Raw genomic sequence first — 24,020 nt, 5'->3', positions numbered from 1 at the left:
AAATCGCGCCTGAAAAGGCAGGCACAAGTCAGCCAATGTAGCGGCTGACTGAGTGATTGCCTAGTGGTGAGTGCTGGCCGGTATCAGTCGGCGGTGCTGATGACCCGTGATTTGGTGACCTGGGCCGGGGCAAAGTGGCAGGTAAAAGTACTGCCGTGGCCCGGTACGCTGCTGATTTCCATTCGGGCCCGATGTCGTAACAAAACGTGTTTGACGATCGCCAGTCCGAGGCCGGTGCCCCCGGTGTTGGAATTGCGGCTGGAGTCGACGCGATAGAAGCGTTCGGTCAGTCGCGGCAGGTGCTTGGCATCGATGCCGATCCCGGAATCCTGCACGCTCAGGTGCGCACCTTGATCATCGCCCCACCAGCGAATGCGGATGTTGCCTTCGGCCGGGGTGTATTTCACCGCGTTGAACACCAGGTTGGAAAACGCGCTGCGTAACTCCGCCTCGCTGCCCTTGAGCAGAATCGTCGGGTCGGCCTCCAGGGTGATTTTCTGGTTTTTCTGGCCGGACAGTTGCTGCGCGTCGCTCTTGATCGATTGCAGCAGGCTGTCGATCGGCACCGGCTGGTTGTCCGACGGGTAATCGGTGGCTTCCAGCTTGGCCAGCAGCAACAGGTCGTTGAGCAAGGTCTGCATGCGTCCGCCTTGTTGCTGCATCTGCTGCAAGGCACGGCCCCAGCGCGGGTTTACCTCGTCGACGTTATCGAGCAAGGTTTCCAGGTAGCCGCAGATCACCGTCAACGGTGTGCGAAGTTCATGGGAAACGTTGGCGATGAAGTCTTTGCGCATCTGTTCCAGCTGATGGATGCGTGTCACATCGCGCACCAGCATCAAGTGCTCGTTGTTGCCGTAACGGGTGATGTACAGCTGGATGCGTACACGGTCGTTGGTCGGCGAAGGGATTTCCAGCGGTTCGGCGTAGCTCTCTTGCTCGAAATATTCCTTGAAGCGCGGATGACGCACCAGGTTGGTCACCGGTTGGCCGCTGTCCTGTGGCGTCTTGAGGCCCAACAGGGTTTCGGCGGCGCGGTTCCACCATTCCAGGTTGCCGTCGGTGTCGAGCATGATCACCGCGTCTTTCAGCGCGGCGGTGGATTCCTGAACCCGGTCGATCACCGCTTGCAGGCGTCCGCGTACCCGTTGGTCACGGCGTTGCAGGTGGTAGATGCTGTCGAACACCTCGCCCCACAGGCCGTACCCGTCGGGTGGTGCTTCATCGGGTTTGTGCAGGCGCAGCCACTCGTGCAATCGCAGCAACTGCTTGAGGGTCCAGGCCAGGTAAAGACCCAGGCCTGCAGCAAGGCTCCAGCCGTAATAGCCGGTGATCAGGCCGATCACCAGGCAGGCGGTGACCAGCAGCAGCATGTGGCGAATCAGGGTGCCATGCCAGTTTTGGTTCACTTGACGCGCGTCCTTGTCAGCTTGTCGGGCGGTAAAGGTCCGGGTCAGGCTTTGGTAGAAAAGCGGTAACCGGTGCCGCGCACGGTTTGTACCAGATTTTCATAAGCGTCGCCGAGGGCTTTGCGCAGGCGTCGAATGTGCACGTCGACGGTACGCTCTTCGACATAGACGTTGCCGCCCCAGACCTGATCCAGCAACTGGCCACGCGTGTAGGCGCGCTCCTGGTGGGTCATGAAGAATTGCAGCAGGCGGTATTCGGTCGGGCCCATCTCGGCAGGACGGCCGTCGATGGTCACGCGGTGGCTGATCGGGTCCAGCAGCAGGCCGCCGACTTCGATCGGTGCTTCGCCATCGGTAGGGCCGGCACGGCGCAGCACGGCCTTCAGGCGCGCAACCAGCTCACGGGGGGAAAACGGTTTGGTGATGTAGTCGTCAGCGCCGACTTCCAGGCCCTGGATCTTGTTGTCCTCTTCGCCCTTGGCGGTGAGCATGATGATCGGGATGTCCCCGGTCAGCTCGTCACGCTTGAGGCGGCGGGCCAGCTCGATACCGGAGGTGCCGGGCAGCATCCAGTCGAGCAGGATCAGGTCCGGTTTGCGGTCGACGATAATGGCGTGGGCCTGCTGGGAGTTTTCAGCCTCCAGGCAGTCATAGCCGGCCATTTCCAATGCAACGGCGATCATTTCGCGAATAGGCGCTTCGTCGTCGACGATCAGAATGCTCCTGCCAACCATGCCCTTAATCCTCTTGTCATTTAACTGTCTTGCGCCGCATTAGATAACGGAATTATTGCAGTCGTGTGACAGTATTTTAGTCGGCCGGCGATTGGCTGGATCCTGAACTAAGCTCTAAGTCCGGATCCTGACAACCACAAGAGGAAGGTTTCCATGAAGCAATACTCGTATTCCTTTAAAACCCTGCTGTTGGCGGCTGCGTTTTCCTTGCCAGCCATGGCCTTCGCGGCTGAGCCGGCGATGATGAAAGACGGCATGATGGTCGACCATAAGGGCATGACTGTGTACACGTACGACAAGGACGCGGGCGGCAAGTCCATGTGCAACGGTGAGTGCGCCGAATACTGGCCGCCAATGATGGCGCCGGCGGGTGCCAAGGCTGAAGGTAAATGGTCAGTCGTCAAGCGTGACGATGGCACGATGCAATGGACCTATGGCGGCAAGCCGCTGTACTACTACAAGGACGACAAGGCAGCTGGAGAAATGAAGGGCGACAAGAAGAAAGACGTCTGGCACGTCGTTCACGAGCATATGTAACGGCTGTTGCCTTGTCGCACGGGATCGCGGCCTTCGTGGCTCTGCAGGAGCTGGCGAAGGCCGCGATCCTTTCACGTCTTCAACGCAACGCGTAATCCAGCACAATCCCGACGAAAATCGCCAACCCCGCCCAGTGGTTGTGCAAGAACGCCTTGAAGCAGCGCATGCGGTCCCTGTCGCGGGTGTACCAGAACTCCCAGGCAAAACAGCCGGCGGCCACCAGCAAGCCAAGGTGGAACCACATCCCCAACCCGAATTTCGACCCCGCCAGCAACAGGCAACCCAGTGCCAGCCCTTGCAGGGTCAGGATGATCACCCGGTCGGCTTCGCCGAATAGAATCGCCGTGGATTTCACGCCGATCTTCAGGTCGTCATCGCGGTCGGTCATCGCGTAATACGTGTCGTAGCCCACGGTCCACATCAGGTTGGCGATCCACAGCAGCCACGCGACAGCCGGCAGCTCACCGGTTTCTGCGGTGAACGCCATCGGCATCCCCCACGAAAACGCGGCGCCCAGTACCACTTGCGGGTAATAGGTGTAGCGCTTCATGAAGGGATAACTGAACGCCAGCGCCAAACCACCCAATGACAGCCAGACTGTCGCGGCATTGGTGCACAGCACCAGCAGGAAACTCACGCCCATCAGCAATGCGAAGAACACCAGCGCCTCTTTGGAGCTGATTCTGCCGCTGACCAGTGGCCGTTGCTCGGTACGCTTCACATGCCCGTCGACCTTGCGGTCCGCCCAGTCGTTGATCACGCAGCCGCCGGCGCGAGTCAGCACCACGCCAAGGACGAAGATCACGATATTGGCCAGGGACGGCGAACCCTTGCCGGCAATCCACAGCGCCCACAGCGTCGGCCACAGCAACAGGTAAATGCCGATCGGCTTGTCCATGCGGGTCAGCTGAATGAAGTCCCAGGCCCGAGGATTCAAGCGGTTCAATGACTTGAGCAGGCTTTGGTACATCAGCGGTTCTCCGGTTGGGCGAGGGCGGCCTTCCACAGGGTCGGCAGGAAAATTTCGGCCACCAGAACGCTCAAGGCGCCGCGATCGAAACGCGAACGGCGGCCCCACAGCTCAGGCGACTGCGCCTCGGCGGGCAGCCACGCTTGCGGATAATGGCAAACCTCGATGGCCCGGCGCTGGAAGGCATGATCGCAAAACAGCAATTCGCCCAGCGAGCGGCTACCCAGTTCGTCCATGTGCAAGCCGTCGCCTTGCAATGCACTGCGTGACGCCACGCTGCGCGCAAACACCCACGCCTCGCCATGACCGCGCAAATACACCTCACGCACCCAGCCCTCACTGCCTTCGGCCAGGTCCAGCGCGACGCATTCGTCGGCGCGCAAAGGCTGCCAGCCTTCGAACATTGGCGAGACGCTGAAAGCATCATTCGACAGATGAATCAGACGTCTGGTCAGCGAGCCTTCGTCGAACAGCCAGTCGAGGGTGGAAGCATCGGGGAGGGGCGCCAGTTCGCTGCGCGAGAGCCAGAGAGGAGCTGGAGAGGGGGATTCTGTGTGATGCACAATGAGTCATTATTGGCAGCAAATGAGGCGGCGAGCTTAACATGTCAGCCGCTGATATCGATTGAAATGGCCCACCGTTGCGCCGAACAGGCTTGCATCTGACGGTCCCGATCAGTACAAAACGCGCTGAGTTGGACGGCAGTGCTACAACCATCGACCGTCCGACCGGCAAAACGCCTGAACCCTGAGGAAGTACCTGATGAAAAAGTGGCAATGTATCGTCTGCGGCCTGATCTACAACGAAGCCGACGGTTGGCCGGATGACGGCATTGCGCCGGGCACCCGTTGGGAAGACGTCCCGGCAGACTGGCTGTGCCCGGACTGCGGTGTGGGCAAAATGGATTTTGAAATGATCGAAATCGCTGCCTGAACAATTGAGGAGTAAGGAATGAACGCACCTGTAGTCATCGTGGGAACCGGCCTGGCTGGCTACAACGTCGCCCGCGAGTTTCGCAAACTCGATAGCGAAACCCCGCTGCTGCTGATTACCGCCGATGACGGGCGCTCCTACTCCAAGCCGATGCTCTCCACCGGTTTCGGCAAAAACAAGGATGCCGACGGCCTGAGCATGGCCGAACCCGGCGCCATGGCGGAACAACTCAAGGCCGAAATACGTACCCACACGCGCATCAGCGGCATCGACCCGGGCCACAAACGCCTGTGGATTGGTGAAGAAGCGGTGATCTACCGCGACCTGATCCTGGCCTGGGGCGCCGAAACCGTGCGCGTGCCTATTGAGGGTGACGCAGCGGATTGCGTATTCCCCATCAACGACCTGGAAGACTACGCACGCTTTCGTGCGGCGGCCGCTGGCAAGCGCCGTGTGCTGCTGCTTGGCGCCGGCCTGATCGGCTGCGAGTTCGCCAACGACCTGACCCTGGGCGGCTACGAAGTGCAACTGGTTGCGCCGTGCGAACAAGTCATGCCGACCCTGTTGCACCCGGCGGCCGCGGCTGCGGTGCAGGCTGGCCTCGAAAGCCTCGGCGCGCGCTTCCACCTCGGGCCGGTGCTCAACCGCCTGCAGCGCGTGGCGGATGGCCTGGAAGCGCACCTCTCCGATGGCCAGGTGATCCCGTGCGACGTGGTGGTTTCGGCCATTGGCCTACGCCCACGCGTTGATCTCGCGGCGGCGGCCGGTCTGCAGGTCAACCGCGGCGTCATGGTCGACCGGCACCTGAAAACCTCCCACGCCAACATCTACGCCCTGGGCGACTGCGCCGAGGTCGACGGGCTGAATCTGCTGTACGTCATGCCCCTGATGAGCTGTGCGCGAGCGCTGGCGCAAACCCTGGCCGGCAACCCGACCGCCGTCACCTATGGCCCGATGCCGATCACCGTCAAAACGCCGGTGTGCCCGTTGGTGGTGTCCCCGCCACCACGGGGCGCAGAAGGCATCTGGACAGTCGAAGGGCAGGGTGCCGACATCAAGGTTTTATGCCGCGATGCCGCGGGCAAACTGCTCGGTTATGCACTCACCGGTGCCGCCGTGATGGAAAAACTGGCCCTGAACAAAGAGCTTCCGGCCCTGCTGGCATAAATACCGGGCGTTCTGTCGGAATCACCCCCCTTTTGCCCTAACAAAGGCCGCGCCGATACTGGCGCGGGGCCTCACTGCGTGCCATCCTCACTCCCGTCTGCCGCAGAGTAGAGCACCTGCGGCGCTTTTGGCGCTGCTCCGCAGAGGGCAGCACGGACATAACAACAACAAACCGTCAAAGGGGCTTCACTCATATGCGTAAACCAGAACTCGCCGCAGCCATTGCTGAAAAAGCAGACCTCACCAAAGAACAAGCCAACCGCGTTCTCAACGCCGTTCTTGAAGAAATCACCGGTGCCCTGCACCGCAAAGACAGCGTAACGCTCGTGGGCTTCGGCACCTTCCTGCAACGCCATCGCGGTGCCCGCACCGGCAAAAACCCGCAAACCGGTGAACCCGTCAAAATCAAGGCCAGCAACACCGTTGCTTTCAAGCCTGGGAAATCGTTGAAAGATAGCGTTAATCCGTAATCCTTTTCCCTAACCCGCGTAGCGGGGAGCGGAATAAAAAATGGGCACGCCAACCAAGGTTGGGTGCCCATTTTTGTTTGGCAGTCATAGTCACCATTTCCGGTTCGCTCAAATGGTCGCGGCGTTTTTTCTCACGATGGTTTCTCGAAAATGATCGTTTTCGAGATCGTCAGTCCATGCCGGTGGCTTAGTGTGATTTAAATTACGCTTTCCGAAGCGACAAAATTTCTTGAATTTTAGGGAGGGCGATAAATGCCGTTCCCTCCGTCGCTCGGCTCAAGATTATTCTAAATTGGTCTTGGCAACTGTCAGTTATGACAGTTAAAGGCGGACGGCCGATGTTTTATAAAAGAGTCTCCTTAAACACTGGCAAGGTGACTGACATGACCTCGAACACTGCAACGGCAAAGGCTTTTACCCCTGTGAGAATCCCGGCGCCGATCAAGGCTCTCTTTGACGACATTTCATTTGCGCGCGTGGCGGCCGTGCATATTTCAGCGGCCACGGGCGCGCCGGTGACTATCGAAGACACGGTAACGCAGGACATGCTGGATAAAGTGACGGCGTTGAGAGTACTGGGCGGGGAGCCGTTGAAATTCACCAGCTTGCGAGGTATTGGAAACCTGCGCAACTTGGAGGACGTGATGATAGAGCGCCAAGTTATCACTCGTCTGCCTGAAGACTTCGGGACGTTGGCAAAGTTGAAGTCGGCGTACTTCATCAACTGTGCACTCAAATCAATTCCGGACTGGATCGGAAATCTCGAAAGCCTGGTCAACCTGAACCTGAGTTCTCAATCGCCGCTGGGCATCATGAGAGGCGGTATTCCGGAGTCGATCGGCAACCTGACAAAACTGGAACGCTTTGACGTGGGCAATAACAATAACCTGTGCGGAAAACTGCCGGATTCCTTTGCCAGACTGACCGCCCTCAAAAACCTGTTGGTTCAGAGCAACGGGTTTGAAGACCTGACCGTCTTGAATGCCATGCCTTCGACCACCACCATCAATATCCGCAATCAAGCCTTGGGCATTATTGAGTTGGGCAATGTGGCGCAAAACAGTTCGCTGCCCATCAGGCTGCCTGAAATATTTGTGCAGGCCCAGACGCCGGGTGACGTCCTGTATGAACCGAGCGGTGTCCAAATCGTGGGCAGTCCAGATGCGTATCTGGATGAAAACCTGCGCTATGTACATTTGCCGACACACACACCAGGCATGTCCGAGGTGATGCTGGCTATTCATGGGCGGCTGACCAATGTGAGTTATCGCTACACGGTGACCGCGTAACGGCCAACCGGTCTTTTGGCTAACGGATGAAGTGACCTGACATAAGCCGTGCGCAAGAACGCGACAGCGTTCACCGCGCACGGCTCATTAACCTGGAAGGGGCGTCGGCGCTCCTGGTAATGCGTAGACGAGGGGGAAAATACAGCCTTGCGAAGTCTCTTGTGTAGAAGCTTCGTCAATGACTTGGTAGTCATCGGCGTCAAAAGCGGCAGCATCTTCTGCAAAATAAAGCGGATGGTGGCGTTCTATGTTTTTGCCGTTACACTGCCATCGCCGTTCATTTTCCTTCTGAGGCTGTGCGCATGAAATTTCGTTTTCTGCTGTGGATGCTGGGTTTGTTGATGGGTAAGGCCAGCCGGACCAATCCGGCGTTTCAGCAGCAGTTGGGTGACAAGGACCTGGTGTTTCAGCTGCAGACCCTGGACGGGAAAGTGGCGCGGCATTTCCGCGTGAAGGACCAGCGCATTACCAGCCAATCGGGTGTGCATGCCGAGCCAGCGTTTGCGATTGCCTTTAAAGACGCCGCATACGGCTTTGCCACGATGCAGGCGAAGAACAAGCAGCTGGCGTTCATGACGGGGATTCAGGACAAGTCGATTCAGATCAGGGGCAATCCGGCGCTGGTGATCTGGTTCCAGGGGCTGACCAAATATTTGAAGCCGAAGAAGGTGTAGGAGCGAGCTTGCTCCGGGCGGCGTTCCGACGAGAAACTCAAGCCCCCCGCGGTTATCCAGGATGCACGCGTCATCGTTGACGACTTTCGCGAGCAAGCTCGCTCCTACAAGGTTTTGGTGATCCTTGTGGGAGCGAGCCTGCTCGCGATGCTTTTCAGCCTTGAGTGAATTGCGAAGCCAGTTCGCGCAGCAGCACTTCGGCTTCGAGGACTTTGCTGACGACGTCGTTGGCTTTTTCGCGGCTCAGGCCAAGGCGTTCGAGCAGGGCGTCGGGGATGTCTTCGTCGGGGCCGGAGCCGATGCCACGGCTGCGCAACAGGCGCACCGACAGGCAGACCAGGTTCGGGTATTCGGCGTAGGCGCCGTCGTAGGCCGGGTCGTGCTGGAAGCGCAGGGCGGTGGCCAGCTCTTCGGGCATGTCCCAGTAGCGCATCAGCCATGAGCCGATCTGTTCGCGGCTGATGCCCAGCAGGTGCTGTTCCACAAAGCTGTGGCACAGGTGCGGGTTGACCTCCAGGTGGCGGCAGATCAGCGAGAAGTGCGGCGGGAACACGTGTGCCAGCAATAGGTAGCCGAAGTTGTGCAGCAGGCCGGCCAGGTAGGTCAGGCCGGCTTCCGGACGCTGGGCGCGCGGCATGGCGCGGGTCAGGCCTTCGATGACGGCGGCGGTGTAGATCGATTGCTGCCAGTACGGCGTGGAGTGTTGCGGGTGGTCCTTGGGCAGGCTTAGGGTTTTACCCAAGGCCAGGCCCAGTGCGAGGTTGATCACCAGGTCGAAGCCCAGCACGCGCACGATGGCGTCTTCCACCGAACGGATCTTGCCCGGCGAGGCGTAGTACGGCGATCCCGCCCAGCTCACCACTTGTGCGGCCAGCGCTGGGTCGGTTTCGACCACGCTGGTGATGTCGTCGATGGTGGCGTTGGGGTCGACGCGCAGTTTGATGATTTTTTGCGCGGTTTCGGCCAGCGGCGGAATCTCGATGGTCGCTTCCAGACGTTGCTGGATGCGCCGCGCGGTGAACGCCTGGACGGCCTGGGTGATTTCCTCGCGGTCGTCATCGGGGCGGTCGAGGTTGGGACGAATGCTGGTCAGGTTTTCGCCGAAGTTGGCGGCGCTGGCCTTGGTCAGCATGGTCGTCTTGAAGTCTTCGCTGGAGATTTCCAGCAGCACGCCCGGCTCACCGGAGTTGATCAGCAACTTCGGCTCGCGCAGCAGGCTTTCGTCGTACAGGCACGGTGAACTGGTCAGCGCCGGCAGACCCGGCAGCAAGCTGAGGTTGTGCTTGCCGAGCATTTTTGTCAGGCGTTCGGTGGGTACGGCGGTGAGGCGGCGACCGGTGAGTTCAGTGAGGCGATTGAGGTCCAGCAATTGGCTCTGCGCAAACAGCACCATCAACGCGCCGACACTGTCATCCAGCAGAACGGCCTGCACTTTGCGCGCGGCATTCAGGCCGTGATGGTCCAGCACTTCTTCGTAGGCAATGCCCAACTTGCCCAGCATCAGCCGAATAACCGACGGAGCGTGCGGGGCGTCGGGTGCGAAGGCAACTTCGGTCATGGTCTGTATCCGTACTTAAACAATTGCGGGAGTATAACCAGCTTGCTTGGGGCCACGCCTCAGAAACCGTGAAGGTTGTCACACCTGGCCGTATTGTTGGCCATGACGCAGCCATCGATCGAGTAGCGGGCTGACGTGGGTCGGCCAGCGCTCGAGCAAAGCCTGGGCAGCATCCCGCACGGCGGGCAGCAAATCGGCATCGCGCATCAAGTCGGCGACCTTGAATTGAAGCAGGCCGGTCTGGCGCGTGCCGAGCATTTCGCCGGGGCCGCGCAGTTCCAGGTCTTTTTCGGCGATGACAAAGCCGTCGTTTGTTTCGCGCATGATACCCAGTCGTTGACGACCGATCTGCGACAGCGGCGGATGGTAGAGCAGCACGCAATGGCTGACTGCACTGCCCCGGCCTACGCGGCCGCGCAACTGGTGCAGTTGCGCCAGGCCCAGGCGCTCGGGGTTCTCGATGATCATTAAACTGGCGTTGGGCACGTCGACACCCACTTCGATCACCGTGGTCGCGACCAGCAGTTGCAGGTTGCCGGCCTTGAATTCGGCCATTACCGCGGCTTTTTCCGCAGGCTTCATACGGCCGTGGATCAGCCCGACCTTCAGCTCGCCGAGGGCGGCGGTGAGGTCCTCAAAGGTGGTTTCGGCGGCCTGGCAGGTCAACTCTTCCGACTCTTCGATCAGGGTGCAAACCCAATAGGCCTGACGCCCTTCGGCGCAAGCGCTGCGTACCCGCTCGATGACTTCGACCCGTCGGGTATCGGTGATCAGCACGGTGTTCACCGGCGTTCGGCCGGGAGGCAATTCGTCGAGGATCGAGGTGTCGAGATCGGCGTAGGCGCTCATGGCCAGCGTGCGCGGAATCGGCGTGGCGGTCATGATCAACTGGTGCGGGCACATGCGTCCGCCAACACCCTTCTGCCGTAAGGCCAGGCGCTGCTGCACGCCGAAGCGGTGCTGTTCGTCGATGATCACCAGCGCCAGGTTCTGGAATTGCACTTCATCCTGGAACAGCGCATGAGTGCCAACCACCATCGGCGTGCCGTTGGCGATTTGCTCCAGCGCGGCCGTGCGGTTCTTGCCCTTGAGCTTGCCGGCGAGCCACGCGACTTCGATGCCCAGCGGTTCGAGCCAGCGCTTGAAGGTGATGAAGTGCTGCTCGGCGAGAATCTCGGTGGGCGCCATCAGGGCCACTTGATGACCGGCCTCCAGCGCTTGCAGCGCGGCGAGTGCGGCGACCACGGTTTTACCGGCGCCGACGTCACCCTGGATCAGCCGCAGCATCGGTTCGTGCTTGCTGAGGTCGTAAGCGATTTCGTTGCCGACCCGTTGCTGGGCGCCGGTCGGGTTGAAGCCGAGGTTGGCCAGGTATTTGGCTGGCAGCTTCGTTGCCTTGGGCATCGCTGGCGCACGCAGGGCGCGCATGCTTTCGCGCAGGCGCTGTTGCGACAGTTGATGGGTCAACAGTTCTTCGAAGGCCAGGCGGTGTTGCGCCCAGTGGTGACCGAGGGCCAGTTCATCGACGTCGGCATCGGCGGGCGGGTTGTGCAGGTAGCGAATCGCATCGGCCAGCGGCGCCAGTTGGTAGTCCCGGGCCAGTTCGTTCGGCAGCCAGTCGGGCAGGCTGCTCGGGCCGAGCAGGGTGAGGGTCTGCATGCACAACTGGCGCAAGCGCTGTTGGGTCAGGCCTTCGGTGAGCGGGTACACCGGGGTCAGGGTTTCATCCACGGGCGGCGGCTCGTCGCCGTTGATGGCGCGGTATTCCGGGTGGTAGATCTCCAGCCCCGAAGCACCGGGCCGCGCTTCGCCGTAGCAGCGAATCCGCGTGCCGCGTTTGAGGCCTTCTTTCTGCGCGTTGCTGAAATGGTAGAAGCGCAGGCTCAAGCCCCCGGTACCATCCTGCAATCGAACCACGAGGCTGCGCCGGCGCCCCATGACCACATCAGCGCCGCTGACGGTGCCTTCAATGACCGCATCCTGACCGGGTCGCAACGCGCCGATCGGGACCACGCGGGTGCGATCCTGATAGCGCAGGGGCAGGTGAAACAATACGTCCTGGAGATTTTCCAGACCGACCTTGGCCAGTTTCTCGGCCATGGCTTCACCGACACCCTTGAGTGCCGTCACCGACACTTGCGACAACTCGCTCATGACCGTTGCTTAGCCCACAGCGGCTTGCGCCGCTGGCTTGGCCACCGAGCACAGGCGAATGGAGTCGGCGAGGATTTCAATCGCTTTCGGGCGCGGGAAGCTGGCGCGCCAGGCAATGGCCACAGTGCGGAACGGTACGGGTGCCGACAACGGGCGCACTTCGATCACGCCAGGGGCGTAGTGATGGCTGTCGACCGCGGACAACGGCAGGATCGAAATGCCCAGGCCGGACGCGACCATGTGGCGAATGGTTTCCAGGGAGCTGGATTCCACCGTGGTGTGCTTGGCGCCGTCGTTGCCTTTGGTCAGGGTCGGGCAGGCTTCCAGCACCTGGTCGCGGAAGCAGTGACCTTCGCCGAGCAGCAGCAGGCTCTTGTCGTTGAGCAGGTTGGCGTCGATGGACTCTTTTTGCGTCCACGGGTGCTGGGCCGGCATCAGCACGTAGAACGGCTCGTCGTAGAGTTGCAGGGTCAGCACATCGGCTTCGCTGAACGGCAGGGCGATGATGATCGCATCGAGTTCGCCGTTACGCAGTTTGTCGCGCAGCACGTGGGTGAAGTTTTCTTCGATGTACAACGGCATCTGCGGGGCTACCCGGTGCAGTTGCGGAATCAGGTGCGGGAACAGGTATGGCCCGACGGTATAGATCGCGCCGACTTTCAGCGGGGCGGTCAGCTGGTTCTTGCCGGCCTGGGCCAGTTCGCGGATGCCCTGGGCCTGTTCCAGTACCTTTTGAGCCTGGGCCACGATGCCTTCGCCGACCGGCGTCAGGCGCACGGCGCTTTTGCTGCGCTCGAAAATCAGCACACCGAGTTCGTCTTCAAGCTTTTTCACGCCCACCGAAAGGGTCGGCTGGCTGACGTGGCAACGCTCGGCCGCGTGGCCGAAGTGCTGCTCTTGGGCGAGGGTAACGATGTAGCGTAATTCTGTGAGGGTCATAGCAAGCGTCCATGAAGTTGCGGGCCAAGCATACCGGCTGCAATCGATAGACGCACGTTATCAGACGTAGGAGCGAGCTTGCTCGTGAAAAACCTGAGACCGCCGTGGGGTGTCAGGCTTCAAGCGTTATCGTTCGCCTCATTCGCGAGCGAGCTCGCTCCTACAGGGGTTCGGCGGTGTTTACCGCCGGCGTTTTTCCAGCGAATACACAAACGGTGCAACGATTTCGATGGAGCCATTGGTCAGCATGTCGGCCGGTGGCTTGGGCAGCGGTTGAGCGCGGCGGATCATTTCCAGGGTGGCCCGGTCCAGATCGGCAGTGCCCGAGGCGCCTACCAGTTCAAACGACAACACATTGCCTTCGGCATCCACGACGAAACGCAGACGGTTCATCCCTTCCTTGCCCCGCGCCTGTGCACTGGCAGGGTACTTTTTGTACTTCTGCAGGTGTGCCAGCAGCGTGCCTTGCCAGCTGGCCTTGGCTGCCAGTTGAGCCGGCGACGGACCCGGGGCAGGCTGGGCGGATTTCTCCGTTGGCGCCTGAGTCTGTTGCGTTTCGGCCGGTTTTTCTTCGGCCGGTTTTTCCTTCGGCGGTTCGGGTTTCTTCTCTACCGGCTTGGGCGGCTGCGGCTTCGGCTTTGGCTTGACGGGCTTGGGCACGGCAATTTCAGCCTTCGGCGCTTCAGCGAGCTTGGGTATCGGCAGTTCTTCAACCGGAGCCGGTGGCTGCACAGGGGTGACGACCTTCGGCGGAGCAGGCGGTGGCGGGGCCGGAACCGGTGCCAGTTCGACCAGCATTGCCTGAGGAGGCAATTCGATGGGCGGACGGGTGGACCAGTTCAGCGCCAGTGCAATGGCCAGCGCGTGAGCGCCCAGCACCACGGCCAGGCTACCGCTGTAACGCGTCAGCTTATGGCGCGTCGTGATCATTTCTTGACTGCCGACTCGAGACCGACCAGACCGACCTTCAGGTAACCCGCCGAGCGCAGGTTATCCATCACGCTCATCAGGTCGCCGTAATCCACGCCTTTGTCGGCCTGGAAGAAGATCGTCGTGTCTTTCTTGCCCTGGGTTCTGGCGTCGAGCGTGGCGCCGAGTGCTTCAGCCTTCACTTCGTCTTCACCGAGGAACAGGCGTTGGTCAGCCTTGACGCTGAGGAACACCGGTTTTTCTGGCCGCGGTGCCGGTTTGGCGGTGGAGGCGGGCAGGTCGACCTTGATGTCCACGGTGGCCAGCGGCGCCGCCACCATAAAGATGATCAACAGCACCAGCATCACGTCGATGAACGGCGTGACGTTGATTTCGTGGTTTTCGGACAGATCGTCGTCTGCCCCTTCTTTCAAATGCAGGCCCATGGCCGATTACCCCACTTTCACCATGTGCGGTTGCGAGCTGCGCTCAGGCTGGTGATCGAGGTCGCGGCTGACCAGCAGCAGGACTTGCGCCGAAGCATCGGACACCTGCGCCTTGTAGCCGGCGATGGAGCGGGCGAACACGTTGTAGATCACCACCGCAGGAATCGCCGCGACCAGACCCAGCGCGGTCGCCAGAAGGGCTTCGGCGATGCCGGGAGCCACGACGGCGAGGTTGGTGGTCTGGGTTTTGGCGATGCCGATGAAGCTGTTCATGATGCCCCACACGGTACCGAACAGGCCGACGAACGGTGCGGTGGAACCGATGGTCGCCAGTACGCCGGTGCCGCTGCTCATGTTGCGACCGCAGGCCGCGACCAGGCGCTCAAGACGGAAGCTGACGCGTTCCTTGATGCCTTCTTTCTCACGGCTGTTGACCGACAGGCGCATCTCTTCGAGGGCGTCATGGACCAGCAGGTTGGCCAGGGTTCCTTCCTTCGCCGCCGTGGCGCTGGCTTCCTTGAGGGAGGCGGATTTTTTCAGCTGGGCGATTTCACCACGCAGACGACGCTTGGCACCCATCAGCTCAAGGCCCTTGGCGATCCAGATGGTCCAGGTGATGATCGAGGCGATGGCCAGGCCGATCATCACGATTTTCACGATGATGTCGGCATTCTTGTACATGCCCCACGGCGACAGGTCATGGGCCATGCCCAGCGTGTTGTCGGCTTCGAGGACCTCAGGAACGTCTTCGCCAAGGGTGTCCGCAGCCTGGGCCGGGTCGGTGGCGGCAGGCGCCACGGCCGGGACTGTGTGGTCGGCAGGAGCGGCGGCTGCGACAGCTGGAGTGGCCGGCGCCTGGGCGTCAGCGAAAGCGGCAACCGGTGCCAGCATCAGGCTGAGCAGCAGGGCGGCCACCGCGCTCCAGGCGCGAGGTCGTTTGGTTGGCGAAGCGGGGAATTGATTGCGTGTCATGCTGGCCGGACCTGAGAGAATAAACGGGTGATGTTCTTCCAGGCCTCGAAAGGCCGAGAACAAAAGTGGGGCGCATTATTGCAAGTAATTCTTGTTAACAGAAGTAATAGCGTCTCTTTTTTTCCTGCATTGCTAGCCGCCTGTCTATGGCCGGCGCTAGTCTGTGGCTTTGCGATGGGAGTTTTCTGATGTCTGCGCCTACTGTTTTGATCGCCGGCTGCGGTGATGTCGGCAGCCGCCTGGCTACACAACTGCTGGCGGCAGGGTGGGAGGTCCAGGGTCTGCGGCGCGACGTTTCACGTCTGCCCGTGGGCGTCATCGGCGTTGCCGGTGACTTGTTCAACAAAGACTGCCCGGACACCTGGCCGGTCGGTGCCGTGGATTACCTGGTGTATTGCGCGGCGGCCACCGATCACGATGAAGCCGGTTACCGTGCTGCCTATGTCCAGGGCCTGGAGCATGTGCTGGAGTGGCTGAACGACTACGGACAGGTGCCCAACCGCCTGTTGTTCGTTTCCAGCAGCAGTGTTTACGGACAGCAGGATGGCGAATGGGTCGACGAGGCTTCGCCAGCCGTGGCGGCGGGCTATTCCGGACGTGTGATGCTCGAAGCCGAGCAACTTGCCCTTAAAAGCGGCATTCCGGCCAGTATCGTGCGCTTGACCGGCATTTACGGCCCCGGCCGTGAATGGCTGCTGACGCAGGTACGCCGGGGTTATCGCGTGGCGGTCGAGCCACCGTTGTATGCCAATCGGATTCATGCGGACGATGCCGCAGGGTTGATGGCGTGCCTGCTTGAGGCGGATCGGCGTGGGGTGGCACTGGATGATGTCTACATCGGCGTCGATGACGAACCGGCGGCGCTGGCCGATGTGGTGAACTGGTTGCGCGGGTATCTGGGCGTGACCGAGTGGGACGACGACGCCAGCGTACGTCGCACCGGCAGCAAGCGTTGCACTAATGCGCGGGCCAAAGCCTTGGGCTGGGCGCCGAATTATCCAAGCTTCCGCGAGGGGTATGCGGCGATTCTAGAAGGCCGCTGCTGACTTTCAGTCACCAGAAACCAAAATGTGGGAGCGGGCTTGCTCGCGAAGGCTATTTATCATTCAACGTTGATGTCGACTGATACACCGCTTTCGCGAGCAAGCCCGCTCCCACATTAAATCTTCTTTGCAGTCAGATCAGGGTTACTGCTTTTCCAGCAACCACTTGCGCTCGCCCGGGGTGAACGAGGGCATCTCGTCCGCCTGTGCCGTGTTCACGGCTTGGAAAATCTCCAGCTCTTTGCCCTTGCGCGCAAAGATCCAGGCGTTGCCCTGGCCATTGAGTTGCAGCCACATGTTGTCATTGCCGCCGCTCATGGATGCGCAATCGCCGGCCAGGCACAACGCATAACGATCGCTGCCTGGCAGGCCGCTCACCTGGCCGTCGGCCTGGAATTGAACCGTGCTGCCTTCTCCGGGGCCGCTGACGATTGTCCAGCCACCGCCCATGTACGCTGAATACAGTGCGCGCTCGAAACTGGCACCGATCGGAGCGCCATCCGGTACCGGAGTCGCGGCGCGATCGAAAACCTGCTCGGGCTCGTTGTCGCTGGCAGACTGGCTCAGTTGCTTGCCGTCACGCTTCAGTTCGCTGGCCGAGCTGCCATAAAAGTCGACTTTCCAGGCGCCGGATTCTTCACCCAGCAGCTTGCCTTCGACGTTTTCAAAACCGTTGGTGTAGCGGGCCTGGCTGGCCTTGGTGTTGATGTCCCATTCCAGGTTCGGGCCATAGGCCTGGAGCGCTTCACGCAGGGGGACGCCTTTGGCTGCAGCATCGATCGCCACCTGGTTGATCCAGGTGCCGCTGATATCACGATCGGCAGGGTTGCTGGCACATCCGCCCAGGAACAGGGCGAGCAGCGAGAGAGCAAGCGCGTTGCGCATGGTGGAATCCTTTCAAGCTTTCTTTACAGCAGAGCAGTCGGCGCAGCCCGAGGCTGCGCCGCACGGATTACTCGATGACCAGGATGGCATCCATTTCAACCTGCGAACCCTTTGGCAGGGCTGCTACGCCGATGGCGGCGCGGGCAGGGTAAGGCTGGTCGAAGTACTTGCCCATGATCTCGTTGACCTTGGCGAAGTGGCTCAGGTCGGTGAGGAAGATGTTCAGCTTGACGATGTCCTTGAACGAACCGCCAGCGGCTTCAGCCACGGCCTTGAGGTTCTCGAACACCTGGACGGTCTGGGCTTCGAAGCCTTCGACCAGTTCCATGGTTTTTGGGTCCAGAGGAATCTGACCCGACATGTAAACGGTGTTGCCAGCCTTGATCGCCTGGGAGTAAGTACCGATGGCGGCCGGGGCCTTGTCGCTGGTGATAACAGTCTTGGTCATGAATGACTCCTTGTAATGGATGGATTGCTACGCACGCATGCGGGTGATTCGAATCACCCCGGTCAAGGCGCGCAGTTTCTTGATCACGCGGGCCAGGTGCACGCGGTCGTGCACGCTGACCACCAACTGGACCACGCTGATGCGACCATCGCGTTCGTCCATGCTGATTTTCTCGATGTTGCCGTCGGCGGCGTTGACGCTGCTGGCCAGCAGGGCGATCAGGCCGCGCTGGTGCTCCAGCTCGACGCGCAGCTCGACGTTGAATTCGCCGGTGACATCCTTGGCCCACGAGAGCTGGATGCATTTTTCCGGGTTGTGGCGGATTTCGCTGATGTTGCGGCAGTTGTCCAGGTGCACGACCATGCCTTTGCCCGCGGACAGGTGGCCGACAATCGGGTCGCCCGGGATCGGCGTGCAACACTTGGCGTAGCTGAGCACCAGGCCTTCGGTACCGCGAATCGCCAGCGGGCCTTCCGGGCTTGGTAACTGTTCGCCCTCGCCCAGCAGTCGGCGGGCCACCACATAGGCCATGCGATTGCCCAGGCCGATGTCTTCCAGCAAGTCTTCGATCAGTTCGAGGCGGTACTCGACGAGCATGGCCTTGACGCGCTCGGCCGGGATTTTTTCCAGCGCGCTGTCGAAACCGTTGAGGACCTTGTTCAGCAGGCGTTCGCCGAGGCTGATGGACTCGGAGCGACGCTGCAGTTTCAGTGCATGGCGAATGTGTGTGCGCGCCTTGCCGGTGACCACGAAGTTGAGCCAGGCCGGGTTCGGCCGCGCGCCGGGAGCACTGACGATCTCGACCGTGGAGCCGCTTTGCAGCGGTTCGGACAGCGGCGCGAGACGACGATTGATCCGGCAGGCAATGCAGCTGTTGCCGACGTCGGTATGCACCGCGTAGGCAAAGTCGACCGCCGTGGAGCCCTTGGGCAGCTCCATGATCCGGCCTTTGGGCGTGAACACGTAGACCTCGTCCGGGAACAGGTCGATCTTCACGCTCTCGATGAATTCCAGCGAGTTGCCGGCGCGTTGCTGCATTTCCAGCACGCCCTTGACCCACTGACGGGCGCGGGCATGGGTGCCTTTGGGCTGCTCGTCGCCGCTGGATTTGTACAGCCAATGGGCGGCGATGCCGTTGTTGGCCATCTCTTCCATTTCGCGGGTGCGGATCTGGATCTCGATCGGCACGCCGTGCATGCCGAACAGCGTGGTGTGCAGCGACTGATAGCCGTTGGCCTTGGGGATCGCGATGTAATCCTTGAAGCGTCCCGGCAATGGTTTGTACAAATTATGTACAGCACCCAGCACGCGGTAGCAGGTATCGACCTTGTCGACGATGATCCGGAACGCATAGACGTCCATGATCTCGTTGAAGGCCCGACGCTTGCCGCGCATTTTCTTGTAGATGCCGTAGAGGTGTTTCTGGCGACCGCTGACCTCGCCCTGGATGCCATCGATGGCCAGGCAGTGGCTCAGGGACTCTTCGATCTTGTTGACGATTTCCTTGCGGTTGCCCCGGGCGCGTTTGACGGCCTGGTAGATCCGCGCGGAACGCATCGGGTGCATGGCCTTGAAGCCGAGGTCTTCGAACTCGATGCGGATGGCGTGCATGCCCAGCCGGTTGGCGATGGGCGCATAGATTTCCAGGGTTTCCTTGGCGATGCGCCGGCGCTTTTCGCCGGACAGCACTTCCAGGGTGCGCATGTTGTGCAGGCGGTCGGCCAGCTTGACCAGGATCACGCGAATGTCGCGGGCCATGGCCATGGCCATTTTCTGGAAGTTTTCAGCCTGGGCTTCGGCCTTGGTCTCGAAGTTCATCTGGGTCAGTTTGCTGACCCCGTCGACCAGTTCGGCCACGGTTTCGCCGAACTGCGCTTGCAGCGCCTCTTTGGCAATGCCGGTGTCTTCGATCACGTCATGCAGCATCGCAGCCATCAGGCTCTGATGGTCCATGTGCATGTCGGCAAGAATATTCGCAACCGCGAGTGGGTGCGTGACGTACGCTTCGCCGCTACGGCGGCGTTGGCCGTCGTGGGCTTGTTCAGCGTAGAAATACGCTCGGCGGACCAGGTTGACCTGGTCCTTGCCGAGGTAGGCCGATAAGCGATCGGCGAGGGCGTCTATGCTCGGCATGATGTCTCCTGCCACAAGCTGTGATCCCGCGCCGTGCCACGTCGACCAGGCATAGGCTTAGACGGCCTCGTTGGACTCGTCCTCGAATGCAGCAAAAAGCGGTTCATCTTCAACGATTTCGGCTTCGGCGATAGCTGCGTAGTCGATCAGGCCTTCAGCGATTTCGCGCAGGGCGACGACGGTAGGCTTGTCGTTTTCCCATGCTACTTTCGGCTCTTTGCCGCCGGTGGCCAGTTGACGGGCACGCTTGGTAGAGAGCATGACCAGCTCAAAGCGGTTATCCACGTGTTCTAGGCAGTCTTCAACGGTTACGCGGGCCATGGTCTTCCTCGTAGCAAATGCAATATGCGCGCTGCCCGGATGGGCGAGCGGACTCAACAGTTTAAAAAATCACCAGCGATTAGGGAAGCGCTGATTTTTTGACCAAGCCCTTCAACGCGCTGCAAGTGCCAATGTAAAGCCCTTGCAACGGTTTTGGGAAGAGCTGATTAACCGAGCAATTCAGCCAGCAATTTGCCGAAACGCACCTGTTGGCGTTTCTGCTGCAGCTGATTGGCGCGGAAAATCGCCTTCAGATCGTCCAGCGCATGGGCGAAATCGTCGTTGATGATCAGGTAGTCGTATTCGACGTAATGGCTCATCTCGCTGACGGCTTCACGCATCCGGCCGTCGATGATCTCGTCGCTGTCCTGACCGCGGTTGGTCAGGCGCTGGTGCAAGGCCTGGAGCGACGGCGGCAGAATGAAAATCGAGCGTGCCTGCGGCATCAGCTTGCGCACTTGCTCGGCGCCTTGCCAGTCGATTTCAAGGATCAGGTCGTGACCTTCGTCCAGTGTCTGCTGCAGGCGGCTTTGCGAGGTACCGTAAAAGTTGCCGAAGACTTCGGCGCGTTCGAGGAAGTCGCCGTGCTCGCCCATCTTCACGAACTCTTCGCGGGTCACGAAGTGATAGTTCACGCCGTCCACTTCACCCGGACGCATGGCACGGGTGGTGTGGGAAATCGATACGCGAATCTCCGGATTGGCGTCGGTCAGGGCCTTGACCAGACTGCTCTTGCCCGCGCCCGAAGGGGCGGAAATGATGTACAGGGTGCCGGTGCTGTGGGTCATGTCGGGGTAGCCTTACTCAATGTTCTGCACTTGTTCGCGCATCTGCTCGATCAACACCTTGAGGTTGACCGCAGCCTGGGTGCTGCGCGGGTCGAAGGCTTTGGAGCCCAGTGTGTTGGCTTCGCGGTTGAGTTCCTGCATCAGGAAGTCCAGGCGCCGACCGGCAGCGCCGCCGGATTTGAGCACCCGGCGAACTTCGATGATGTGAGTGCTCAGGCGATCCAGTTCTTCGGCGACGTCGCTTTTTTGCGCGAGCATGACCATTTCCTGCTCCAGGCGCTGCGGATCCATCTCGGCCTTCATGTCGGCGAAGCGGTCGAGGACTTTCTGGCGCTGGGTGGCGAGCATCTGCGGGACCAGTTCGCGCAAGGTGACCACGTCTTCTTCGATGGAGCTCAGGCGTTCGTTGATCAGCCGAGCCAGCTCCGCGCCTTCGCGCTCGCGGCCGGCCTTCAGTTCTTTGAGAGCCTGATTGAACAGTGCCAGCGCTTCTGCGTTCAGGGCTTGTGGGTCGGTGGCGTCGCCAACCAGTACGCCGGGCCAGGCCAGGACCTCCAGCGGGTTCAGCGCTGCCGGGTTGTTGATCAGGCTGGCGATGGTCTCGGCAGCGGCGACCAGTTGCGCGGCGCGCTCCTGATCGACTTGCAGTGCTTTGCCGGTGTTCTCTTCGGTGAAGCGCAGGGTGCATTCGAGCTTGCCCCGCGATACACCCTGGCGCAGGGCTTCACGAACAGCGCCCTCGAGGTCGCGAAAGGACTCCGGCAGGCGCAGGTGGGGCTCCAGGTAGCGGCTGTTGACCGACCGCAGTTCCCAGCTCAGGGTGCCCTGGACGCCGGCTTTTTCGACGCGGGCGAAGGCGGTCATGCTGTGCACCATGGCGGTACCTCGCAATGCGGATCGGCACAGAACCGAGGTTCCGGCAATCCGATATCAATGAATTAAAGCCGACTGGCAGCAAAGGCGCAGGATTGTAGCGCAGTGGCGCGGATGCGCCCAAACACAGGGTGTGACAAAGAGCGGCAGGCCTTCGCCGACGCGCGGTACAGAGCCATCGGTCGTCGGCGGATTTTTTTAGAAGTGCCCAGTGGCGGCCGTCGGCTCTATAATGCTCCGCAGTTTTCCGTCCCCAGTACAGGTATTCCCTATGATACGTCCAAGTGGTCGCGCTGCCGATCAGCTCCGCTCGATCCGCATCACCCGCAACTACACCAAACACGCCGAGGGTTCTGTGCTGGTCGAGTTCGGTGATACCAAGGTCATCTGCACCGTCAGCGTTGAACCGGGCGTACCGCGTTTCCTGAAAGGCCAGGGCCAGGGTTGGCTGACTGCCGAGTACGGCATGCTGCCGCGTGCTACCGGCGAACGTAACCAGCGTGAAGCCAGCCGTGGCAAGCAGGGCGGCCGTACCCTGGAAATCCAGCGTCTGATCGGTCGCTCCCTGCGCGCCGCGCTGGACATGTCCAAGCTGGGCGACATCACCCTGTACGTCGACTGCGATGTGATCCAGGCTGATGGCGGCACTCGCACTGCTTCGATCACCGGCTCCATGGTTGCACTGATCGATGCCTTGAAAGTCATCAAGAAGCGTGGCGGCCTGAAAGGCGGCGACCCGGTCAAACAGATGATCGCCGCTGTTTCCGTGGGCATGTACAAGGGCGAGCCGGTGCTCGACCTCGACTACCTGGAAGACTCGGCCGCCGAGACTGACCTGAACGTGGTGATGACCAGCGCTGGCGGTTTCATCGAAGTCCAGGGCACTGCCGAAGGCGCGCCGTTCCAGCCTGAAGAGCTGAACGCCATGCTCGAACTGGCCAAGAAAGGCATGAACGAGATCTTCGAACTGCAAAAGGCCGCCCTGGCCGACTGACCGGGCTGCTCCAGACAAGGAGGACACCATGAGTGACGAGCAACTGCCGCTGCCCACGCCGAGCCAAGAGGCGCGTCAGTGGGCCATGTTTTGTCACTTGTCCGCCTTGCTGGGGATCTGGATTCCGTTCGGCACGATCATCGGCCCGCTGATTCTCTGGCAGATGAAGCGCGAGATGGACCCGTTTATCGATGCCCAGGGCAAGGAAGCGTTGAATTTTCAGATCAGCGTCGCGATCGCCTCGGCGATCTGCTTCCTGCTGATGGTGGTGATTATCGGTTTCTTCCTGTTTGGCCTGATCGCCATTGGTGCGTTGGTATTGACCATCATCGCCGGGGTGAAAGCCAATGAGGGTTTCCATTACCGGTATCCATTCACCTGGCGATTGATCAAATAATCACCGCCGATCCCTTGTAGGAGCGAGCTTGCTCGCGATGGTGCATCAGTTGACACCAATGTGGCTGACACACCATCGCGAGCAAGCTCGCTCCTACAGAAAGGCAAATCAGCACCCACAAAAAAGCCGACATCGCTGTCGGCTTTTCTGCATCTGACGCTTAAATGGTCAGCGTCCAGTCGTAGTCCACGATCAGCGGCGCGTGTTGCGAGAACCGCGGCTGGCGTGGCAGGCGTGCGCTGCGTACGAAGCGGCGCAGGCCCGGGGTCAGCAGTTGATAGTCGAAGCGCCAACCGAGGTTGAGCATCTCCGCCTGTTCGTTGTCCGGCCACCAGCTGTACTGGTCGCCTTCGCGGCTGACTTCCCGCAGGGCGTCGACATAACCCATGTTGCCGACAATCTCGTCCATCCAGGCACGTTCAGGTGCCAGGAAGCCCGGAGATTGCTGGCTGTCACGCCAGTTCTTGATATCCAGCTTCTGCTGCGCCACGTACAGCGAGCCACAATAAATGTACTCGCGGCGTTTGCGCCGCTGCTTGTCCAGGTACTTGCCGAAGTCGTCCATGAGCTTGAACTTCTGGTTCAAGTCCTCATCGCCGTTCATCCCCGAAGGAAGCAGCAAGGTGGCAATACTGACTTTGTCGAAATCTGCTTGCAGGTAGCGCCCGTAGCGGTCGGCCGTCTCGAAACCGAGACCGCTGATGACAGCCTTCGGTTGCAGCCGCGAATACAAAGCCACGCCGCCTTGGGCAGGGACTTCAGCATCGCAGGCATAAAGGAAGTAGCCATCCAGTTGGAAGGCTGGGTCATCCAGTTCAAAGGCGGAGGCACGGGTGTCCTGCAGGCAGATGACGTCGGCATTCTGTGCTTGCAGCCAACTGAGCAAACCACGCTCGACTGCAGCCTGAATACCATTGACGTTCACACTGATGATCCGCATAAATGGCCCCAAAAATCGCGTGCGTGTATGATACACGGCG

Annotated in this window: 26 protein-coding genes; 9 read left to right on the top strand and 17 right to left on the bottom strand. The window is 60.6% G+C overall.

All coding sequences use genetic code 11. From position 1 onward, the window contains the following. Nucleotides 1-83: 83 nt before the first annotated feature. Both phoR and phoB read right to left on the bottom strand, forming a co-directional pair. Nucleotides 84-1,370 (bottom strand): phosphate regulon sensor histidine kinase PhoR, encoded by a 1,287-nt coding sequence (gene phoR, locus AC06G5_RS29780; protein ID WP_413423362.1) that lies wholly within the window; start codon nt 1,368-1,370, stop codon nt 84-86. A gap of 80 nt (nt 1,371-1,450) precedes the next feature. Beyond that, a complete protein-coding gene (gene phoB, locus AC06G5_RS29775; RefSeq protein WP_003229608.1) occupies nt 1,451-2,140 on the bottom strand; it encodes a phosphate regulon transcriptional regulator PhoB in 690 nt (229 codons plus the stop codon). Between the two features lie 153 nt (nt 2,141-2,293). On the opposite strand from phoB, the gene AC06G5_RS29770 reads away from it, so the two are divergent. Further along, nucleotides 2,294-2,677: a COG4315 family predicted lipoprotein gene (locus AC06G5_RS29770; RefSeq protein ID WP_480458717.1), complete on the top strand. Its 384-nt coding sequence runs from the start codon at nt 2,294-2,296 to the stop codon at nt 2,675-2,677. 79 nt (nt 2,678-2,756) lie between these two features. Here the strand turns inward: AC06G5_RS29770 and ubiA are convergent, their stop codons facing one another. Next, nucleotides 2,757-3,647: a 4-hydroxybenzoate octaprenyltransferase gene (ubiA, locus tag AC06G5_RS29765; RefSeq protein WP_480458715.1), complete on the bottom strand. Its 891-nt coding sequence runs from the start codon at nt 3,645-3,647 to the stop codon at nt 2,757-2,759. Beyond that, entirely contained in the window at nt 3,647-4,210 is a 564-nt protein-coding gene (locus AC06G5_RS29760; RefSeq protein ID WP_413423305.1) for a chorismate--pyruvate lyase family protein, read from the bottom strand. The genes ubiA and AC06G5_RS29760 overlap by 1 nt, the downstream gene beginning before the upstream one ends. A gap of 199 nt (nt 4,211-4,409) precedes the next feature. On the opposite strand from AC06G5_RS29760, the gene AC06G5_RS29755 reads away from it, so the two are divergent. The 5 genes from AC06G5_RS29755 (at nt 4,410) to AC06G5_RS29735 (ending at nt 8,180) form a co-directional block, all read left to right on the top strand. Further along, complete coding sequence (locus AC06G5_RS29755; protein ID WP_007995385.1) at nt 4,410-4,580, top strand: rubredoxin; 171 nt, start codon at nt 4,410-4,412, stop codon at nt 4,578-4,580. 18 nt (nt 4,581-4,598) lie between these two features. Continuing rightward, nucleotides 4,599-5,747 (top strand): NAD(P)/FAD-dependent oxidoreductase, encoded by a 1,149-nt coding sequence (locus AC06G5_RS29750; RefSeq protein ID WP_413423307.1) that lies wholly within the window; start codon nt 4,599-4,601, stop codon nt 5,745-5,747. 194 nt (nt 5,748-5,941) lie between these two features. Further along, nucleotides 5,942-6,217: an HU family DNA-binding protein gene (locus tag AC06G5_RS29745; RefSeq protein WP_003213368.1), complete on the top strand. Its 276-nt coding sequence runs from the start codon at nt 5,942-5,944 to the stop codon at nt 6,215-6,217. A 383-nt stretch (nt 6,218-6,600) separates the two neighbouring features. Then, nucleotides 6,601-7,506 carry a leucine-rich repeat domain-containing protein gene (locus AC06G5_RS29740; protein WP_413423309.1) on the top strand — a complete coding sequence of 302 codons (906 nt, stop codon included), beginning with the start codon at nt 6,601-6,603 and terminating at the stop codon, nt 7,504-7,506. Between the two features lie 302 nt (nt 7,507-7,808). Further along, nucleotides 7,809-8,180, top strand: a complete 372-nt coding sequence (locus AC06G5_RS29735; protein WP_413423311.1) for a helicase — start codon at nt 7,809-7,811, stop codon at nt 8,178-8,180. A gap of 154 nt (nt 8,181-8,334) precedes the next feature. On the opposite strand, the gene AC06G5_RS29730 is transcribed toward AC06G5_RS29735, so the two are convergent. The 6 genes from AC06G5_RS29730 to exbB all read right to left on the bottom strand — a co-directional run bounded on the left by AC06G5_RS29730 (nt 8,335) and on the right by exbB (nt 15,158). Further along, entirely contained in the window at nt 8,335-9,738 is a 1,404-nt protein-coding gene (locus tag AC06G5_RS29730) for an aminoacyl-tRNA deacylase and HDOD domain-containing protein (RefSeq protein ID WP_413423313.1), read from the bottom strand. Nucleotides 9,739-9,816: 78 nt separating this feature from the next. Continuing rightward, complete coding sequence (recG, locus tag AC06G5_RS29725) at nt 9,817-11,892, bottom strand: ATP-dependent DNA helicase RecG (RefSeq protein ID WP_413423315.1); 2,076 nt, start codon at nt 11,890-11,892, stop codon at nt 9,817-9,819. A gap of 9 nt (nt 11,893-11,901) precedes the next feature. Continuing rightward, nucleotides 11,902-12,831 (bottom strand): hydrogen peroxide-inducible genes activator, encoded by a 930-nt coding sequence (locus AC06G5_RS29720; protein ID WP_057395888.1) that lies wholly within the window; start codon nt 12,829-12,831, stop codon nt 11,902-11,904. A gap of 180 nt (nt 12,832-13,011) precedes the next feature. Further along, nucleotides 13,012-13,761: an energy transducer TonB family protein gene (locus AC06G5_RS29715; RefSeq protein ID WP_480458712.1), complete on the bottom strand. Its 750-nt coding sequence runs from the start codon at nt 13,759-13,761 to the stop codon at nt 13,012-13,014. Beyond that, nucleotides 13,758-14,186, bottom strand: a complete 429-nt coding sequence (gene exbD, locus AC06G5_RS29710) for a TonB system transport protein ExbD (protein ID WP_103395949.1) — start codon at nt 14,184-14,186, stop codon at nt 13,758-13,760. The genes AC06G5_RS29715 and exbD overlap by 4 nt, the downstream gene beginning before the upstream one ends. A gap of 6 nt (nt 14,187-14,192) precedes the next feature. Next, on the bottom strand, nt 14,193-15,158 hold the full coding sequence (exbB, locus tag AC06G5_RS29705) for a tonB-system energizer ExbB (RefSeq protein ID WP_413423317.1): 966 nt from the start codon (nt 15,156-15,158) through the stop codon (nt 14,193-14,195). 188 nt (nt 15,159-15,346) lie between these two features. On the opposite strand from exbB, the gene AC06G5_RS29700 reads away from it, so the two are divergent. After that, a complete protein-coding gene (locus AC06G5_RS29700; RefSeq protein ID WP_413423319.1) occupies nt 15,347-16,204 on the top strand; it encodes an NAD-dependent epimerase/dehydratase family protein in 858 nt (285 codons plus the stop codon). A 141-nt stretch (nt 16,205-16,345) separates the two neighbouring features. Here the strand turns inward: AC06G5_RS29700 and AC06G5_RS29695 are convergent, their stop codons facing one another. From AC06G5_RS29695 to AC06G5_RS29670, 6 genes are all read right to left on the bottom strand, one after another. Continuing rightward, a complete protein-coding gene (locus AC06G5_RS29695) occupies nt 16,346-17,086 on the bottom strand; it encodes a hypothetical protein (protein WP_413423321.1) in 741 nt (246 codons plus the stop codon). A 67-nt stretch (nt 17,087-17,153) separates the two neighbouring features. Then, nucleotides 17,154-17,534, bottom strand: coding sequence for a RidA family protein (locus AC06G5_RS29690; protein WP_003229509.1), 381 nt, complete (start codon nt 17,532-17,534; stop codon nt 17,154-17,156). 27 nt (nt 17,535-17,561) lie between these two features. Continuing rightward, nucleotides 17,562-19,667, bottom strand: coding sequence for a bifunctional GTP diphosphokinase/guanosine-3',5'-bis pyrophosphate 3'-pyrophosphohydrolase (gene spoT / locus AC06G5_RS29685; protein WP_085723649.1), 2,106 nt, complete (start codon nt 19,665-19,667; stop codon nt 17,562-17,564). Between the two features lie 57 nt (nt 19,668-19,724). Next, nucleotides 19,725-19,988: a DNA-directed RNA polymerase subunit omega gene (gene rpoZ / locus AC06G5_RS29680; RefSeq protein ID WP_007921129.1), complete on the bottom strand. Its 264-nt coding sequence runs from the start codon at nt 19,986-19,988 to the stop codon at nt 19,725-19,727. 167 nt (nt 19,989-20,155) lie between these two features. Then, nucleotides 20,156-20,776 (bottom strand): guanylate kinase, encoded by a 621-nt coding sequence (gene gmk / locus AC06G5_RS29675; RefSeq protein WP_003229498.1) that lies wholly within the window; start codon nt 20,774-20,776, stop codon nt 20,156-20,158. A gap of 12 nt (nt 20,777-20,788) precedes the next feature. Next, entirely contained in the window at nt 20,789-21,652 is an 864-nt protein-coding gene (locus AC06G5_RS29670) for a YicC/YloC family endoribonuclease (protein WP_413423325.1), read from the bottom strand. A gap of 268 nt (nt 21,653-21,920) precedes the next feature. On the opposite strand from AC06G5_RS29670, the gene rph reads away from it, so the two are divergent. Together rph and AC06G5_RS29660 are read left to right on the top strand one after the other, a co-directional pair. Continuing rightward, nucleotides 21,921-22,643, top strand: a complete 723-nt coding sequence (rph, locus tag AC06G5_RS29665; protein WP_057395880.1) for a ribonuclease PH — start codon at nt 21,921-21,923, stop codon at nt 22,641-22,643. A gap of 28 nt (nt 22,644-22,671) precedes the next feature. Beyond that, a complete protein-coding gene (locus AC06G5_RS29660) occupies nt 22,672-23,040 on the top strand; it encodes a DUF4870 domain-containing protein (RefSeq protein WP_413423327.1) in 369 nt (122 codons plus the stop codon). Between the two features lie 160 nt (nt 23,041-23,200). Here the strand turns inward: AC06G5_RS29660 and AC06G5_RS29655 are convergent, their stop codons facing one another. Further along, nucleotides 23,201-23,980, bottom strand: coding sequence for an exodeoxyribonuclease III (locus AC06G5_RS29655; protein WP_003229491.1), 780 nt, complete (start codon nt 23,978-23,980; stop codon nt 23,201-23,203). Nucleotides 23,981-24,020: the final 40 nt, after the last annotated feature.

The organism is Pseudomonas sp. WT-JTC (genome assembly GCF_056711565.1).
Note: the sequence above shows the minus strand (reverse complement) of the source record. Positions and strands in the feature narration are given on the sequence as shown.

Bases quoted from the DNA above. Each gene is read 5' to 3' on its own strand.
- AC06G5_RS29745 (WP_003213368.1), top strand. From the start codon at position 5,942: ATGCGTAAACCAGAACTCGCCGCAGCCATTGCTGAAAAAGCAGACCTC.
- AC06G5_RS29740 (WP_413423309.1), top strand. From the start codon at position 6,601: ATGACCTCGAACACTGCAACGGCAAAGGCTTTTACCCCTGTGAGAATC.
- gmk (WP_003229498.1), bottom strand. From the start codon at position 20,776: ATGACCCACAGCACCGGCACCCTGTACATCATTTCCGCCCCTTCGGGC.
- phoB (WP_003229608.1), bottom strand. From the start codon at position 2,140: ATGGTTGGCAGGAGCATTCTGATCGTCGACGACGAAGCGCCTATTCGC.
- phoR (WP_413423362.1), bottom strand. From the start codon at position 1,370: ATGCTGCTGCTGGTCACCGCCTGCCTGGTGATCGGCCTGATCACCGGC.
- recG (WP_413423315.1), bottom strand. From the start codon at position 11,892: ATGAGCGAGTTGTCGCAAGTGTCGGTGACGGCACTCAAGGGTGTCGGT.
- AC06G5_RS29770 (WP_480458717.1), top strand. From the start codon at position 2,294: ATGAAGCAATACTCGTATTCCTTTAAAACCCTGCTGTTGGCGGCTGCG.
- AC06G5_RS29730 (WP_413423313.1), bottom strand. From the start codon at position 9,738: ATGACCGAAGTTGCCTTCGCACCCGACGCCCCGCACGCTCCGTCGGTT.
- AC06G5_RS29655 (WP_003229491.1), bottom strand. From the start codon at position 23,980: ATGCGGATCATCAGTGTGAACGTCAATGGTATTCAGGCTGCAGTCGAG.
- exbD (WP_103395949.1), bottom strand. From the start codon at position 14,186: ATGGGCCTGCATTTGAAAGAAGGGGCAGACGACGATCTGTCCGAAAAC.
- AC06G5_RS29735 (WP_413423311.1), top strand. From the start codon at position 7,809: ATGAAATTTCGTTTTCTGCTGTGGATGCTGGGTTTGTTGATGGGTAAG.
- AC06G5_RS29695 (WP_413423321.1), bottom strand. From the start codon at position 17,086: ATGCGCAACGCGCTTGCTCTCTCGCTGCTCGCCCTGTTCCTGGGCGGA.
- AC06G5_RS29720 (WP_057395888.1), bottom strand. From the start codon at position 12,831: ATGACCCTCACAGAATTACGCTACATCGTTACCCTCGCCCAAGAGCAG.
- rpoZ (WP_007921129.1), bottom strand. From the start codon at position 19,988: ATGGCCCGCGTAACCGTTGAAGACTGCCTAGAACACGTGGATAACCGC.
- AC06G5_RS29715 (WP_480458712.1), bottom strand. From the start codon at position 13,761: ATGATCACGACGCGCCATAAGCTGACGCGTTACAGCGGTAGCCTGGCC.
- spoT (WP_085723649.1), bottom strand. From the start codon at position 19,667: ATGCCGAGCATAGACGCCCTCGCCGATCGCTTATCGGCCTACCTCGGC.
- AC06G5_RS29700 (WP_413423319.1), top strand. From the start codon at position 15,347: ATGTCTGCGCCTACTGTTTTGATCGCCGGCTGCGGTGATGTCGGCAGC.
- AC06G5_RS29690 (WP_003229509.1), bottom strand. From the start codon at position 17,534: ATGACCAAGACTGTTATCACCAGCGACAAGGCCCCGGCCGCCATCGGT.
- rph (WP_057395880.1), top strand. From the start codon at position 21,921: ATGATACGTCCAAGTGGTCGCGCTGCCGATCAGCTCCGCTCGATCCGC.
- AC06G5_RS29670 (WP_413423325.1), bottom strand. From the start codon at position 21,652: ATGGTGCACAGCATGACCGCCTTCGCCCGCGTCGAAAAAGCCGGCGTC.
- AC06G5_RS29755 (WP_007995385.1), top strand. From the start codon at position 4,410: ATGAAAAAGTGGCAATGTATCGTCTGCGGCCTGATCTACAACGAAGCC.
- AC06G5_RS29660 (WP_413423327.1), top strand. From the start codon at position 22,672: ATGAGTGACGAGCAACTGCCGCTGCCCACGCCGAGCCAAGAGGCGCGT.
- AC06G5_RS29750 (WP_413423307.1), top strand. From the start codon at position 4,599: ATGAACGCACCTGTAGTCATCGTGGGAACCGGCCTGGCTGGCTACAAC.
- ubiA (WP_480458715.1), bottom strand. From the start codon at position 3,647: ATGTACCAAAGCCTGCTCAAGTCATTGAACCGCTTGAATCCTCGGGCC.
- exbB (WP_413423317.1), bottom strand. From the start codon at position 15,158: ATGACACGCAATCAATTCCCCGCTTCGCCAACCAAACGACCTCGCGCC.